The organism is Streptomyces sp. NPDC006610 (genome assembly GCF_040611575.1).
Classification (GTDB): domain Bacteria; phylum Actinomycetota; class Actinomycetes; order Streptomycetales; family Streptomycetaceae; genus Streptomyces.
On sequence record NZ_JBEXOP010000018.1, the window covers coordinates 84,019 to 98,654 of the forward strand.

Annotated in this window: 10 protein-coding genes; 2 read left to right on the forward strand and 8 right to left on the reverse strand. The window is 75.5% G+C overall.

Annotation, left to right across the window (positions count from 1 at the left end):
• Nucleotides 1-565: 565 nt before the first annotated feature.
• Genes ABZY13_RS17030 through ABZY13_RS17045 form a run of 4 tightly spaced genes read right to left on the reverse strand, consistent with a single transcriptional unit; the run spans nucleotide 566 to nucleotide 3,241 of the window.
• Nucleotides 566-724 (reverse strand): DUF6760 family protein, encoded by a 159-nt coding sequence (locus ABZY13_RS17030; RefSeq protein WP_356631354.1) that lies wholly within the window; start codon nucleotides 722-724, stop codon nucleotides 566-568.
• Nucleotides 721-1,218 carry a hypothetical protein gene (locus ABZY13_RS17035; RefSeq protein ID WP_356631356.1) on the reverse strand — a complete coding sequence of 166 codons (498 nt, stop codon included), beginning with the start codon at nucleotides 1,216-1,218 and terminating at the stop codon, nucleotides 721-723. The genes ABZY13_RS17030 and ABZY13_RS17035 overlap by 4 nt, the downstream gene beginning before the upstream one ends.
• Nucleotides 1,215-1,655: a phage tail protein gene (locus ABZY13_RS17040; RefSeq protein WP_356631358.1), complete on the reverse strand. Its 441-nt coding sequence runs from the start codon at nucleotides 1,653-1,655 to the stop codon at nucleotides 1,215-1,217. The genes ABZY13_RS17035 and ABZY13_RS17040 overlap by 4 nt, the downstream gene beginning before the upstream one ends.
• A 35-nt stretch (nucleotides 1,656-1,690) precedes the next feature.
• Entirely contained in the window at nucleotides 1,691-3,241 is a 1,551-nt protein-coding gene (locus ABZY13_RS17045) for a phage tail sheath family protein (RefSeq protein WP_356631360.1), read from the reverse strand.
• 448 nt (nucleotides 3,242-3,689) lie between these two features.
• Here ABZY13_RS17045 and ABZY13_RS17050 point away from each other — a divergent pair, with 448 nt between their 5' ends.
• Nucleotides 3,690-5,306, forward strand: coding sequence for a DUF4157 domain-containing protein (locus ABZY13_RS17050; protein WP_356631440.1), 1,617 nt, complete (start codon nucleotides 3,690-3,692; stop codon nucleotides 5,304-5,306).
• Nucleotides 5,307-5,345: 39 nt separating this feature from the next.
• On the opposite strand, the gene ABZY13_RS17055 is transcribed toward ABZY13_RS17050, so the two are convergent.
• The 4 genes from ABZY13_RS17055 to ABZY13_RS17070 form a co-directional block, all read right to left on the reverse strand.
• On the reverse strand, nucleotides 5,346-7,415 hold the full coding sequence (locus ABZY13_RS17055) for an ATP-binding protein (RefSeq protein ID WP_356631442.1): 2,070 nt from the start codon (nucleotides 7,413-7,415) through the stop codon (nucleotides 5,346-5,348).
• 449 nt (nucleotides 7,416-7,864) lie between these two features.
• Nucleotides 7,865-8,572, reverse strand: coding sequence for a DUF4255 domain-containing protein (locus ABZY13_RS17060; RefSeq protein WP_356631362.1), 708 nt, complete (start codon nucleotides 8,570-8,572; stop codon nucleotides 7,865-7,867).
• Nucleotides 8,569-11,778, reverse strand: coding sequence for a hypothetical protein (locus ABZY13_RS17065; protein WP_356631364.1), 3,210 nt, complete (start codon nucleotides 11,776-11,778; stop codon nucleotides 8,569-8,571). Before ABZY13_RS17065 ends, ABZY13_RS17060 begins: the two co-directional genes overlap by 4 nt.
• Nucleotides 11,779-12,115: 337 nt before the next feature.
• Nucleotides 12,116-12,796, reverse strand: coding sequence for a LuxR C-terminal-related transcriptional regulator (locus ABZY13_RS17070; protein ID WP_356631366.1), 681 nt, complete (start codon nucleotides 12,794-12,796; stop codon nucleotides 12,116-12,118).
• 383 nt (nucleotides 12,797-13,179) lie between these two features.
• Here ABZY13_RS17070 and ABZY13_RS17075 point away from each other — a divergent pair, with 383 nt between their 5' ends.
• A complete protein-coding gene (locus ABZY13_RS17075; protein WP_356631368.1) occupies nucleotides 13,180-14,592 on the forward strand; it encodes a hydrolytic protein in 1,413 nt (470 codons plus the stop codon).
• Nucleotides 14,593-14,636: the final 44 nt, after the last annotated feature.

The following is a 14,636-nucleotide window of genomic DNA, read 5'->3' on the forward strand; positions in this document are numbered from 1 at the left end:
CGAGCCCCCGCCCACCGCAGCCGAACCGCCGCCGGAACTCCTGGAAGACGCCCGCGTCCCGCGCGGAACCCGTGCGACGCCCTCGGAGGCCGGCCCAACCGCCTCCGCCTCCTCCGCCCCGTCTTGCCGCAGCGCGCGGAGCAGCAGAGGCCCCCCGCCGGTGTGGACGGGCCGCGGGGCGGCGGGGCCGGTGACGCCGTGGACCAGGCCGGCCGGGGCGGTGGGCAGGACGGCGTGACCGAGGCCGGTGTCGAAGGACGGGTTCTGCCAGGCGGCGAGGCCGGCGCGGAAGGCGAGCCCGTCGCTGACGCCGAGCGGCGCCCGGGACACGGTCGGCCGGGGCGGGCCCACCCGACGCCAGCCGCCGTCCCAGTCCCGGGGCACGGAAGAATCCCCGAGCTCCCAAGGGGCTCCGGACGCCGAAGAGGTCCCGGACGCGGGCGCGGACGTACCCCCGCCCCCGGCGGAGCCACCCCGTTCCACGCCGCCCGCAGGTCCCGCCGGACCCGCAGGCCCCGTGGCGGCGGCCCGGCGGCGGCGCAGTCGGTCCCGCCATGCCATGTGCTCAACCGCCTTCGTTGACGCGCTGGTTGATGCGAGCGATCTCGGCGACCCACTGACGGCGTTCGTCGTGGGTCAGGTCGAGGATCTCGTCGCGCTGCCAGTGGAAGTGGTAGGCGATGTACGCGATCTCCTCCCGGAGCCGGGGAAGCGCGTACGTCACGATTCCCCCAGGCGCCCACCCGACAGGTCGACCTCGAAGCCGCCCTCGCAGTGCGGGCAGGTCACCGCGGCCCGGGTGTGGCCCTCGCTGTTGACGCGGCGGTAGAAGTCCTGGAGGAAGGCGACGTCGGTGGCGTACATCCGCTCCACGACCCCGGCGTGCACGTCGGTGATCGTGCCGAGCCGGGTGATGACCTGGCTCAGCAGCACCACGCTCAGGTACGCCGGGTTCTCCTTGACCCGCAGGTCGATCTGGGGCCGCAGTTCGTCCCGGGCGGTGGCCAGGCGCATCGCGCCGTGCCGGTGCAGCGTGCCCGACTCGTCCACGTACCCGCGCGGCAGCTCGAACTCGAACTCGGTGCGCAGCCCGTGGTCCTGCCGGGGCGGCGGGGCGGCCTCCGGGGCGGCGGCCGCCGTCTGCTCCTGCCCCTGGGCGGGCGCCGTCGCCTGGAGGAGTTCCTCCAGGTTGCCCGCCGTCACCGTACGACGCCTCATTCGACGACGATCTCCTCGAACACGATCGTGACGGTCTCGGTGGCCGGGGAGGACTCGCCCGCCTTCAGGGACGGGCCCTCCCACTTGGAGGCCCAGCCCTGCAGCAGCTGGATGCGGCGGACGGTGGCGCCCTCGGAGTCCTTGATCTCGATCGTGAGGTTCTGGCGCGCGGAGTTCACCGCCCCGTTGTTGAGCGTCTCCTTGATCCAGTTGGTGAACTCGCTGCTCTGGTCGAGCCCCCGGGTGATCGTGATCTCACCGGCCTGCCGGGCGCCCGGCTGCTTGCGGATGATCTGCTTGCCGTCCGAGGTCACCTGCTTGACCTCGACGACGTCCTCCTCGACGGTGAAGCCGCTGATCTCCTGGATCGACTCGACCAGGTATCCGCCGAGCTGCACGCCGAAGACGTGGGTGGAAAGAGCGTCGCCCGTTGCCATGACAGTCTGTCAACCTTCCCTTGCGGACCCGCAGGTCACTCGTCGATGAGACTGGTGGTGTCGGAGAACTGGGCCAGCCGGAACACCACGAACTCCGCGGGCTTGACCGGCGCGACACCGATCTCGCAGACGACCCGGCCCTGGTCGATGGACTCCTGCGGGTTGTTGTCGCGGTCGCACTTCACGTAGAACGCCTCGGCGGCGGTACGGCCGAACAGCGCGCCCCGGCGCCACTCCTCCTGGAGGAACGCGGTGACGTTGCGCCGGATGCTCGACCACAGCCGGTCGTCGTTGGGCTCGAAGACCACCCACTGGGTGCCGAGCAGGATGGACTCCTCGAGGTAGTTGAACAGCCGGCGCACGTTCAGGTAGCGCCAGGCCGGGTCGGAGGAGAGGGTGCGGGCGCCCCAGATCCGGATGCCGCGGCCGGGGAAGGCGCGGATGCAGTTCACGCCGATCGGGTTGAGCAGGTCCTGCTCGCCCTTGCTGAGCCGCAGCTCCAGGTCGACCGCGCCGCGGATCACCTCGTTGGCGGGCGCCTTGTGCACGCCGCGCTCGGCGTCGCTGCGCGCCCACACGCCGGCGACGTGGCCGCTCGGCGGGACGGTGGTGTTGCGTCCGAGGGCCGGGTCGAAGACCCGCACCCACGGGTAGTAGAGGGTGGCGTAGCGGGAGTCGTAGCCCGCCTCGTCGTTGCGCCAGGCGCGGACCTGCTGGGCGTTGAGGCCGGGCGGGGCGTCGAGCACGGCGACGCGGTCGCCCATCTGCTCGCAGTGCGAGATGACGGCGAGCTGCACGGTGCGCACGGCCTCGGCGTCGATGTCGCCGCGCTGGTAGGCGCCCATCAGGTCCGGCACGGCGACCATGGTGATCTCGTCGATCGTCTCCAGGCCGCCGAACCCGGTGCGGGCGGCGGCGTCGCCGACGTACTCCCCGGGGTCGATGCGCGACACCGTCCCGGGACCGGTCGCGGCGGGGGCGGCGGGCGCGTCCGGGAGCGCCACGGTCTGGGCGGCGGGCCTGCTCTGGGCGGCGCCCCGCTGCTCGGTGACCTCGATCAGCCGGGAGGCGCGGGCCTGGCCGACCAGGTAGCTCTTGACGTTCTTGCGGGTGGAGGCGTCGTACGTCTCCACGACCTGGTCGCCCTGGCGGACCAGCAGCTTGAAGCGGTCCTCCGGGGCGTTCTCGCCGTCCGCGTCGGCGATCTCCACGGACACGCCGGTCACGCCCGGCCGGGCCGCGATCAGGAAGCCGCCCAGCTCCACGGGCGCCGCCGCCGGCCGCTGCGTACCGTCCGCCGCCGGGGCGGAGGCGTCCTCGGCGGACCCGCCGATGCGCACGACGTACGCCGCGCCGCCGCCGTTGGCGAAGTAGCCGTAGACCGCGTGAGCCAGGTAGGCGCCCTCGGTGAAGCCGCCGAAGTGCTGGGTGTACTGGTCCCAGCCGGTCACCAGGGTCGGCTCGTGGAAGGGGCCCTTCCCGGCGAAGCCGACGAACGCGGCGACGGCCGTGCCGACCCCTTCGATCGGCCGGGCGCCGGACTGCACCTCCTCCACGTACACACCCGGGGTGAGGTACGTCGGCATGCTCGCTCCTTCGCGTCCTGACGGCGGTCACCTGTGTCCAGGCCGAGTCTGTGGGAGGACCGGCGCGGGCCGGCAGGGACGCGGGGACCTGGCCGGGGGCAGGGCGGCTGCCTTTCCGTACTCCCCGCGCCGACCGCCCGGGGATCACCCGGCCCTGCCCTCGCGTTGCCCGTGCGGACCTGGACGCCCCCGGGTCCGGCCGCTCCACTGGAGGCGGCAGGGATGCTCCGGCGAGGAGGGGCAGATGGGGACGTCCAAGGCTCACACGGAGAACGCCGACGCCCGGCAAGCGGCGCGCGGCCGGCCGGCCGCCGCGCCACGGGAGACGTCCGGGAGCGGCGCCGCCCGGCGTGAGACGCCCGCGAGCGGCGCGGCCGTAGCGCCCCCGCTCACCGCCGACGCGCTCCGGGCGGCCCAGCGCGACGCGGGCAACGCCGCGGTGACCGCCATGATCGCCCGCCGGGCGGCCGCCGCACCCGCCCCGCAGCAGCCGGACACCGGGGTGCACGAGGTCCTGCGTTCGACCGGCCGCCCGCTGGCCGAGCCGGTACGCCAGGAGATGGAGTCCCGGCTCGGGGCCGACTTCTCCGACGTCCGCCTGCACACCGGCGCCGCCGCGGCCCGCTCGGCCCGCGCCATCGGGGCGCGCGCCTACACCAGCGGGAGCCATGTGGTCATCGGGGAGGGCGGCGGCGACAAGCACACCCTGGCCCACGAGCTGACCCACGTCGTCCAGCAGCGCACCGGCCCGGTCGCGGGCACGGACAACGGGGCCGGGCTGAGCATCTCCGACCCCTCCGACCGGTTCGAGCGGGAGGCGGAGGCGAACGCCCGCCGGGTGCTGACCGGGCCCGTGCCGGCGGCCCGCACCGCCGACGCCGCGACCACGGCTGCCGGCCCGGGACCGGCGGCGGCGCCGGACGCCCACCAGGTTCAGCGGGCCGTCGGGTTCGAGTTCGAAGTGGCCGACGAGGGCTGGGAATTCAAGGAGGACGGGCACAAAAAGAGCGATACGAAGAAGGAACTCATCAAACTGAAGCAGGACCTGTCGTACGTTGCCGCCGACAACGGCAACGTGGAGTTCGTCACCAGGCCGCTGGACACCCTCGACCAGGTTCGCGCGGCTCTGAAAGACATCGTCGAATTTCATGACAGGCTGGCGGCCGGCAAGCGGCCTTATCGCGAAGGGGCTTACACGATCACCGCGCGGGGCGAGGGGCAAGCCAGACCGCAGGCCACCTTCGGCATCCGGATGCAGGACATCGGCGCTCTGGTGGAAACGCTGCGCCGGCGGATGGAGCAGGAGGACGCGCCGCCACCGGCGAAGAGTACACGCTTGCTGCGCTCCGCCGGCGCCGGGAGCAAGGAACAGCGGGAGATCAGCAACCGCGTGACCAGCGGGCTGTCCAACCTCCAGAAGAACAACGAACGCGCCAAGCGAATCGTCGATGCCGTCGCCGTTCGGACCGCCGACGCCCTGGCGGACGACTCCGTGAAGGAGGTGACCGGGTTCCTCACCGTGGTCATGAAGACTCTGGACGACGCCGGCGGCACGAACGAGGGATTGGTGGATCCCAAGTACTTCTTCTCGATGATGCCGCGCACAGATTTCGTCACCATGTTCAAGAGCATGTCGGACGCGGCGACCACATGGCTGTCGGGCCACCGTGGCGACGTCTACACCGCCATGACGGACGAGGGTTTCCCTGTCGACGAGCGCGTGTTCGGCGGCCGGTACAAGATGGAGGTGCCCAACGACGGCCGCGATTGGCGGTTGTCGCGCCGCACCTGGCTGGATCCGGTCCTCAGCGGGGACGCGTCGGTCGCCAAGGACGAGCTCTCACCCCCGCCCGGGTATCCCCGGCACACGGGAGAATCGACGGACCAGGGGCTCGGCGCCATGTCGACCGACGGGGAAGGGCTTTCCCTCTTCGAGATGCGCGCCCTGGGAAGGAAATCGTACGAAAAGATGCCCAAAGAGCAGTGGACTCCACTGGCCGAATTCATCGCTCGGTTGGTCGGTGAGGCGACCGGCGACGAACGGCTCAACCCCCAGGAGACGTGACGGCCGGCGAAAGCGCCGCCACTGCCCCGCACCGCCTCCTCACGCGTCCAGGGCCATCCCCAGCCACGCCCCGAACTCCCCCTCCAGCACCAGCCGTCCGAGCTTGCGGTACTCCTGGGCGATCGCCGTCACCAGTTGTCCCATCGCGAGCGGGCCGCCGGACTCCGCCGCGAGGTAGGCCGCCGTCACCGCGCAGGCGCGGATCGAGCCGCCGGCCAGTTCGAAGCGGTCCGCGCAGAAGGCGAGGTCCAGGTCGGCGGCGCGGGGCAGCCGGTCGCCCAGGCACCGTTCCCACAGGGCGAGGCGTCCGGCGGCGTCGGGCACCGGGAAGTCGGCCACCACGTCCAGGCGGCGGGTGAACGCCTCGTCCAGGTTGGCCCGCAGGTTGGTGGTCAGGACGGCGATCCCGTCGAAGGACTCCATCCGCTGGAGCAGGTACGCCGACTCGATGTTGGCGTGCCGGTCGCGCGCGTCCTTCACCTCCGAGCGCTTGCCGAAGATCGCGTCGGCCTCGTCGAAGAGCAGCACCGCGTTGACGGCGGACGCCTCGGTGAAGATGCGCTCCAGGTTCTTCTCGGTCTCCCCGACGTATTTGTCGACGACCGTCGACAGGTCCACCACGTACAGGTCCATGCCCAGGTCCGCCGCGACGACCTCCGCGGACATGGTCTTGCCGGTGCCCGACTCCCCGGCGAACAGCGCGATCACGCCGCGTCCCCGGCCGCCGCCGGGCCGCATCCCCCACTGGCCGAGGACCTGTTCGCGGTGGCGGGCGCGCAGCGCGAGTTCCCGCAGCCGCCGGTGCGTGGCCGGCGGCAGCACCAGGTCGTCCCAGCCGACCGCCGGTTCGATGCGGCGGGCGAGGCGGTCGAGTCCCGCGCCGTTCTGGGCGCGTACGGCGGTCCGCAGGTCGTCGGGGCCGACCGGGCGTCCCTCGACGGCGGCCGTGCGCGCCGCCACCTCCGCCGCACGGTGCAGCTGCCCGGAGTCCAGGCGGTGCGCGGCGACCGCGTCGGCGAGCGCCCCGGCGTCGCCGACGACGCCCGCGGCCTGTTCGAGGGCGTGCCGCCAGCGCGCGGCCTGCCGTTCGGGGGAGGGCGCCGGCACGGTCAGCACGACGGGGCTGTCGGCCGCCCACGCCGGGTCCCAGCCGACGCCGCCGTGCGTCAGCAGCGGGATGCCCCGGAGCGCCGCGCACAGCGCCGCGAGCGTGCGGGTCCGTTCGGCGGGCTCGGCGGGCAGCGCGTCCAGCGGGCCGAGGACGACCCCGGCGCCGCTCAGCCGGGCCTCCAGGGCGGCGACCCGGGCCAGTTCCGGTGCGTCGCCGGGGCGCCGGGCGACGGCCGCGGCGTCCAGGACCAGCGGGCGCAGTCCGGCCGCGTGCAGGGCGGCGCAGGCCAGGCCCTCGGCGTCGCCGCCCCGGCCGCGCAGGTGGACGAGGCCGACGCCGGTCGCCGCGGCGGCGGCCGTCCGCCGGATCTGCGCCGCCTCGGCGGTCGGGTCGGGCCGGGCTTCGCCGAGCACCGCCGCGAGCCGGGCGTCCGGCCGCGCGTCGCCCAGCAGATGCCCGGTGACCCGGTCGGGGACCGCCAGCACGCGGGAAAGCGGCGGCCGTTCCGGCTCGGTGACCTCGACCAGGCCGCCCGCGATCAGGGGCGCTCCGGGGGCCAGCCGGAACCGCGCGGACGCCGCCCCGGCGAGCCCGCACAGCTCAAGAGCGAGGCCGACCGTCGGCCGGCGGCGTGTCAGGTCGTCGTTGAGATAGCCGTACAGCCGCTCGAACCGCGCGTCCAGGTCGGGCGCCACCGCCACCAGGAGCAGGTCCAGGTCGAGCGGGTCGAGGCCGAACCGCCGGGCGAGGCCGTCGAGGACGGAACCGGCCGGCGGGCGGGACGGCTCGTGCGGGGGTACGTCGAGCCCGCCCGGCTCGTCCAGGATGCGGGCGACGGCGTCGGGACCGAGGTACTGGCCCCGGTACGGGTCGTCGGGATCGGGGTCGGCCGCGCGGCGGGCCGCCACGGCGAACCGCACCCGCTCCTCGACCAACCGCAGCCGCGCCCAGAGGTGCCCGGCGCCGGAGGGACGGGGCCCGGCGCCGGCGGCGGGCACGGCGGAGCCGCCGGTCCGGGCAGCCGCCCGGCCCTCGGAACCGGCGTCGGCCTCCGTCGCCGCGCGGGCGCCGACACCGGCGCCGGCGTCCGCGCGGGCGGGGACAGGGTCGTCGGCGAGCGCTCCGACGGACGGCGGGGTCCCGGGGTCGGCGGCGGGCACGGCAGGGCCGCCGGGCCCGGCAGCCGACCGCCCCTCCAAACCGACGACAGCCTCCGCCTCCACACCAGCCCCAACCCTCACGCGGGCGGCGACAGCCTCGCCGTCCAGGACTCCCACAGGCCGCAAAGGCCCAAGGTCGGCGGCCGGCGCGGCAGGGCCGCCGGGCCCGGCAGCCGACCGGTCCTGCGAACCGGTGTCGGCCGGAGCGCCCTCGGGGAGGGCCCCGACGGGCCGCCCCGCCCCGGCAGGATCGTGAGCCGGCCCCGTGGCCGGTCCGGGCGGGGGAATCACGGTTGGCGGTCCCCCCTGCGGCGGCGGCCCTGTGCCGCCCCCCGCTCGCGCGGACCGGCGAGGCCGCCCGTCGGGCCCGGGTCGGTCGTCTCCGTGTAGCGCAGCCGGCGGCCCGGCGACGCGGTCCCGCCCTCGCGCCGGGCGGCGCTGCGCACGACCAGCCCCTCGGTCACCGGCGGGGCGACCGCCGTGCTCACCCCGGCCAGCGGCGCCCGCACCCGCACCCCCAGCGACGCCTTCAGCTCGCCGCCCAGCGCCGACCACACGTCGGAGACGGCGGGCGAGTCGGGGCCCGGCCCCGCGGTGTCCAGGGTCACGGTCAGGCCGAGTTCGGCGAGCGTGCCGGTGAGCAGGCGGGCGGGCAGCGTGTCCGTCGCCACGAGGGTCGTCAGCACCTGGGAGAGCAGCCGGTGTTCGTCCTGCGGGCGGTTCGCCCACGCCGTGACCAGGTACGTCAGCTCGAACCAGCGCGGCGGGTCGCGCCGCGCCACCAGTCTGCCGTCCGCGTCGTACACCTCCCCGGCGCCGCTGCCGCGCCGCCCGGCGTCCTCCCTGATGTCGTACAGGAAGACGCAGACCGTCGGGGCGTTGCGGCGGGCCGCCCAGTCCCGGGTGGGGGCGTCGAAGACGACCTCGACGCCCGACGCCTCCAGGCCGGACCCGCCGAGCAGCCGGCGCAGCCCCTCGTCGACCTCGTGGATCACCGGCGGCTCACCTCGTCCGGCGGCTGCACGCTGCCGCCGACCACCAGGAAGTCCGTCCTCGCCGACGCGAACCCGGCGCCCCGGGCGGTGATCCTGCGCGGCCCCGTCTGGTCCTTGGCCAGGATGAGCAGCTGCCCGATGAACGTGCCGTCCGGGCCGGGCACGGTCGGCGCCGCCGCCGCGGTGATCCCGGGATTCCAGGTGAACCGCACCGGCACTCCCGGCGGGAAGTCCCTGCCGCGCACCGAGGTGACGAAGCCGGGCTTGCCGACCTTCGGCACGGCGACGATGCGCGGCCGGAGGATCCGCAGCCGCTGCCGGGCGGTGTTGTCGCGCGGGTCGGCGTCCGTGCCGGTGGTGGTGAGGGTGCCGGTGACCCGGCCGGTCAGCGCCCTGTCGGGGCTGAGGACCACGCTGACGACGGTGCTCTGGCCGGGGTCCAGGTCGGGCAGCGCGCACACCCAGGAGCGGTCGCAGCCCGGCGGCGGCCCGTTGTGCGGGACGCCCGGGGGCAGGCCGATGCGCAGGCGCAGCCCGGTGGCCAGGGCGTTGCGGCCGTTGCGGACGGTGTACGTCACCACCACGCGCCCGCCGACGTAGCCGGGGTTCGGCCGGGCCGTGACGCGCACCCCGGGCCCGGCGTCGGGCTCGGCCGGCGGCGGGGGCATGGGCCGGGGCGGGGCGGGCGGCGGCGGAACGGGCGACGGAGGAGGAGTCGGGGTGGAGGTCGGGGTGGGAGTCGGGGTGGGGCTCGGCGCCGCCTCGCGCACCGGCACGACCGTCCGCCCCGCGTTGTCGCCCGGCCGCGGATCCACGACCGCCCCGGTGACCGACCAGTCGACGGGCGCGTCGCCGACCAGGACACCGGTGAGGGTGACGTCCACCGGCACGGCGCCTCCGGGCTGCACGACCCCGACGTCGCACTGCAGGGAGGCGGCGTCGCACCTCCCCCTGGGCCGGGTCAGCCGGGTGACCCGCACGCCGTCCGGCGGGGTGACGGTCAGCCGGGTGCCGGGCGAGGCGGCGGGCCCGTTGTTGACGACCTCCACGCGGACCGTGGTGGAGCTGCCGACGGCGACCGCCGGAACGGCGCCGGGCGCGCGGACCGCGAGGTCCACGGACTGCTGGACGGCGGGTTCCTTCTGCCGGCCGGGGAGGGATGCGGTGAGCGGGGTGAGGGCGCCGGACGCGACGTCCAGCAGGCTCAGCTTCTCGGGGCTGTTGGCCGCAAGGCCGGCGCGGGAGCTGATCACCATGCCCGCGCCGTCGGCCGTCCAGGCGGCGTCGCGCGGCTGGTGAGGACCGGTGACGGAGGTGTCCGGCAGCTCCTGCCGGCAGGCGCCGGGCACGTCGCGCGCGGCGGCGGGCAGCAGCACGCGGCAGGCGTTGCCGGACAGGGACGTCAGCAGGATGCCGTTCCGCTCGTCGACCCGTCCACCGCCGTTCTTCCGGTTGAAGGCGATGGTCCGCCCGTCCGGGGAGAAGGCCGGGCTGTCGTCGATGACCCGGCAGCCGTCCGGGCAGATCCTGGCGCTCAGGTCGTCCTGCTGGTCCAGCTTGTCCACGGGCACGGTCCAGACGTGCTTGTTGGCGCCGTTCCCGTAGAGGACGTGGTTGCGGGTGAAGGCGAGGGTGGTCCCGTCGGGGGACCAGGTGGGCTGGGCGTCGCCGCCGCGGAGCTCTCCGGCCGGCGGGACGATCTCGCCCTGGATCGCGCCGTCGGCCAGGTCCGCGACGAGGATGCGGCTGGAGTCCGCGGCCCCGCCCGTGCCCGGGGTGGTCCGGGTGAAGGCGAGGCGGGTGCCGTCCGGGGACAGCGCCGGGTCGGTGTCCCGGTCGGTGGGCCCGCGCCCCGCGAGCCGCAGGGGCGCCGCGTTCGCGCCGTCCGCGTCCGCGAGCCAGATCCGCTGGATGCGGCTGCCGGGCTCGCCCTCGAAGCGGGTGACGACGATCCGCCGCCCGTCGGGCGTGTAGCTCTGCCGCTCGGTCCACGGGTCGTAGCCGGGACGGGGCCGGAACAGCGCGTCCCGGGCGGGGTCCGTTTCGGTGTCGGCCTCCGGGTCCTCCCGCAGGATCGTCAGGCCCAGGTCGCGCGGGTCGGCCCCGTCGGTGCGGACGTCCTGCAGCGTCACCTGGTGCGGCCCGTCCGCGGAGGTGCGCTCGACCACGGCGCCGCCGCCCTGGAGGGGGCCGAGCCAGGTGGGCGACAGGACCTCCCGGTCCTCGCTGAGCACGAGGTCCGGGACCCGGTCGGAGTGGGCCGGCACCCGGTACACGTGGTCCCAGTCGCCCTCGCACTCGCAGGTGCGCTCGGGGCTGAGGAACAGCACCTCGTCCCCGCCGGGCAGCCAGGCCGCCCCGTGGGTGCGCCACCCGGCCTGCGCGCCCGCGAGCAGCGGCCCGTCCGTGGTCCCGTCCGTCACCCGGAGCCGGCGCACCTCCCCCTGCCCGTAGACGGTCGTGGTGGCGGTGTACGCGATGCGGTCCCGGTGCGCGGGATCGTCGACCGGGTTCCACACCGGCTCGGTGGCCGTGCCGTTCTCGGGGCCGGTGATGCGGGAGGCGGGGCCGCCGGCCAGGGGCCGTACGTAGATCTGCCGTCCGGCGGCCGGTTCGGCGTTCCCGGAGTACGCCAGCCGCTGCCCGTCCGGGGAGACCGTCGGCCACTGCTCGTCGTGCGGGGTGTGGGTGAGCCGCGTCATGCGACCGCTGCCGTCCGTGCGCACCAGCCACAGGTCGCGCTGGTCCCGGCCGCCCGGGCCGCCGGGCTCGGCCGAGTCGAACACCACCGCGCGGCCGTCCGGCGTCAGCCGCGGGTGCGCCGCGTCCCGGCCTCTGGTCAGACGCAGTACGGAGCCGTCGGCGGAGCGGAGGTAGATCTGCGGGTCCGGCTCGTCGCGGCGGCTCGCGAAGACCAGCGTGTCGCCGAGGGCGGACGGCTGGACGTCGAAGTGGGCCGGTCCCTTGTCGAACAGCGGTGTGCTCAGGGTGTCGCCGGTGACCCGGCCGAGGCTGCGGTGCCGGGTGCCTGCGTACGCGATCCGGGTCTCCGGGGCGTCGGCCGTCCCGACCGCCGGCGCCCGGGAGGCGGCGTCCTCCCGACCGCCGGCCGCCGTCGCGCCGACCAGCGGGATCAGCAGCAGCAACGCCGTGCCGAGTCTGCCCAGGCGGTCGTACCGTCCGCCGGGCCCGGCGGTTCCCCTCACGGTGCCCCCTCGCGGTTCCGGTGCGGCAGTGCCGCGGATGTGCCCCCGCCACCTTGCGACGGCCACGCGCGGCACGGCAGGGCGGCGGGGCCGCATCCGGGGGAAACGCCCGGTGCGCTTTCGGGCAGTGCGAAGGGCCCGGCGGGCGGCGGCCGGCGTCGGACGAGCCCGGCGGCCCATCGGCCCGTTGGCCCACGGCGCCCGCGTCACCGGTCGCGGCGGCATCGCCGGGAGCGCCGCATCACCCGTGCGTCCGTGCCCCCGTGTGCCCGTGCGCCCGTCGTGCCGGTTGTGCCCGTCGCTCAGCGGCGGGGGCCCGTCCGTCGCCGGCCCGCCGTCAGATCAGCCCGTTGCGCAGCGCGTACCCGACCGCGTGGGCCCGGTTGCGCAGTTGGAGCCGGGTGATGATCTCGTGCAGGACGTTCTTGACGGTGCGTTCCGAGTACGCGGTCTTGCGGGCGATCTCCGCGGTGTCCAGGCCTTCCGCCACCAGGCGCAGCATGTCCGCCTCGCGGGTGGTCAGCGTGGACAGGGACAGGGCGCGCGGGTCGAGGCCGGAGCGCTGCGGGCTGCCCATGTGGGCGAGGAGGGTGCCCAGCAGGTCGCCCGGCAGCACCCCCTCCCCCTTCGCCATCGCCAGGACCAGGTGCAGGAGCCGGTCCTCGTCGGCCTCGACGCGGCGCAGCACCGCCACGACGCCGCACTCGATGACGCGCTGGAGCGCACCGGCCCCGAGGGAGCCGACCACGAGGCCGGTGCGGGTGTCGGTGTTGCGGCGCAGCCGGTGCAGGAGGACGGTCGTGTCGTCGTCGACCTGGTCCACGACGACCAGCGACACCCCGGCGCGCTCCGCGTCGGCGTCCCCGAGCAGGTGGACCTCGGGCCGCTGGCGTAACTGGTGGACGACCCCGACGCGCAGCACGGGGTCGGCGGCGTAGACGGCCACGCCCACCCGTTCCGGGCGTGCGGAGCCGGCGGTCCGGTGGTCGGCCCGGGCCTGGGCGGGCGCGGAGGGCACGGACGACGTCGCGGGCGCGGATGACGTCGCGGACGCGGATGACGTGGCGGGCACGGATGACGTGGCGGGCACGGATGACGTGGCGGGCGCGGATGACGTCGTGGGCGGCAGGGCGGGACGGTTCTCGTCGGCACGGGACATGGGGCACCTGTTTCACGTGTTCGCGGGGTGGGACTCGTGCGGGGCGCACGCGCCTGGACCGGGCCACGGCAACGGCGGGGCGGGCGGCGGACGCGCCTGGGCCGGGGCGGCGGCAGCGGCGGGGCCCGCTGACGGACCGGGCCGGCGAGGGGGCCGCCCCCGGCCCCCGGGGCACCGCGACTGCCTCGGCGTTGCCCTCCCGTTCCTCGTCGTGCCGACGGGCCCGCTCCTACCGTGGCGACGTGACGCCTTCCGCATCCACTTCCGGCCCCGGCGCTCCCGGCCTCGACATCCCCGCGGTGACGGTGACGCCGGGCGACACCGTCACGACGAGCCTGACCGTCCGCAACGACGGCGACATCGTCGAGGCGTACAGCCTCCAGGTCGTCGGGGACTGCGCCGCCTGGGCGACCGTGGAACCGGCGCGGATCTCCCTGTACCCGGGCACCTCCGAGACGGTGACGATCCGCCTCTCGCCGCCGCGCTCCCCGGAGGTCCGGGCCGGCGAGGTGCCGCTCGGCGTGCGGGTCCTGCCCGCCGAGCACCCCGAGTCGGTGCGCGTGCCCGAAACCACCGTGCACGTCGAGGCGTTCCACGAACTGCGCACCGAACTGGCCCCGCGCCGGCGGCGCGGCTGGCTGCGCGGCCGTTACCGGCTGGCGGTGCGCAACCAGGGCAACACCCCGGTGCGGGTGGGCTTCACCCCCGGACAGGCGGGCGAGGAACTGGGGTTCGCGTTCGCCCCGGCGGAACTGGCGCTGGAGCCGGGCGAGTCGGCGGAGACGGGGCTGCGGGTCCGCACGGGCAAGCCGGTGTGGTTCGGCACGCCGGTGGTCTGGCCGTTCACCGTGGGCGTCGCCGGGACGACCGCGTCCGACGCGGCGGACGCTCCCGACGGAACGGAGGCGGCCCGACGCGAGGAGGACGCCGTACGGCCGCCCCTGGACGCGGAGTTCGTGCAGATCCCCGTCTTCCCGAGGTGGCTGCTCGCGGTGCTGGCGGTGCTCATCGCGCTGCTGATCGCCTGGTTCACGCTGGTGCGTCCGGCGGTGCGCAGCGCGGCCAAGGAGGCCGCGACCGAGGCGGTCCAGCCTCGCCCCACGCCCGCCGGGGAGGCCGGGCAGGCCCCCGGCGGCGGGACCGACGCCGGTGCGGACGCCCGGCCCGGCGGCGGCCCGGCGGCGGGCGCGTCGACCGGACCCGGCGGCGAGGCCGGCACGGCGGGCGACGGGGCCGGCGGTGACGGGGCCGGCGGTGACGGGGCCGCGGCCGGCGACGGCGCCGCGGCCGGCGTGGGCCGGCAGCACTCGGCGACCATCGACGTGCAGACGTCCGCCGGGGAGACCAGCCCCGGCGCCTACCCGGTGCCCGAGGACAGCGTGTTCGAGGTGACGGACATCGTCGTCGCCAACTTCCAGGGCGACGAAGGGGTGCTGACCATCACGTTCGGGGAGCGCAAGATCACGACGATCGCGCTGGAGACCTTCCGCAACCAGGACTACCACTGGGTCACCCCCATCGAGATCCCCGCGAACGACACCGTCACCATGGAGGTGACCTGTGCGGAACCGGGCACGCCGGCGACCGGCCGACGGGCGCAGCAGTGTCACGAGGTCCTGCACGTGAGCGGCACGCTCCGCAGCACCGCGCGCTAGATCGGGACCCGCCGCCCGGCCATTGTTCGCCGGTGAAGGCGCGG

Coding starts and splice junctions, on each gene's coding strand:
- ABZY13_RS17035 (WP_356631356.1), bottom strand. CDS start 1,218: ATGAGGCGTCGTACGGTGACGGCGGGCAACCTGGAGGAACTCCTCCAG.
- ABZY13_RS17040 (WP_356631358.1), bottom strand. CDS start 1,655: ATGGCAACGGGCGACGCTCTTTCCACCCACGTCTTCGGCGTGCAGCTC.
- ABZY13_RS17045 (WP_356631360.1), bottom strand. CDS start 3,241: ATGCCGACGTACCTCACCCCGGGTGTGTACGTGGAGGAGGTGCAGTCC.
- ABZY13_RS17050 (WP_356631440.1), top strand. CDS start 3,690: ATGATCGCCCGCCGGGCGGCCGCCGCACCCGCCCCGCAGCAGCCGGAC.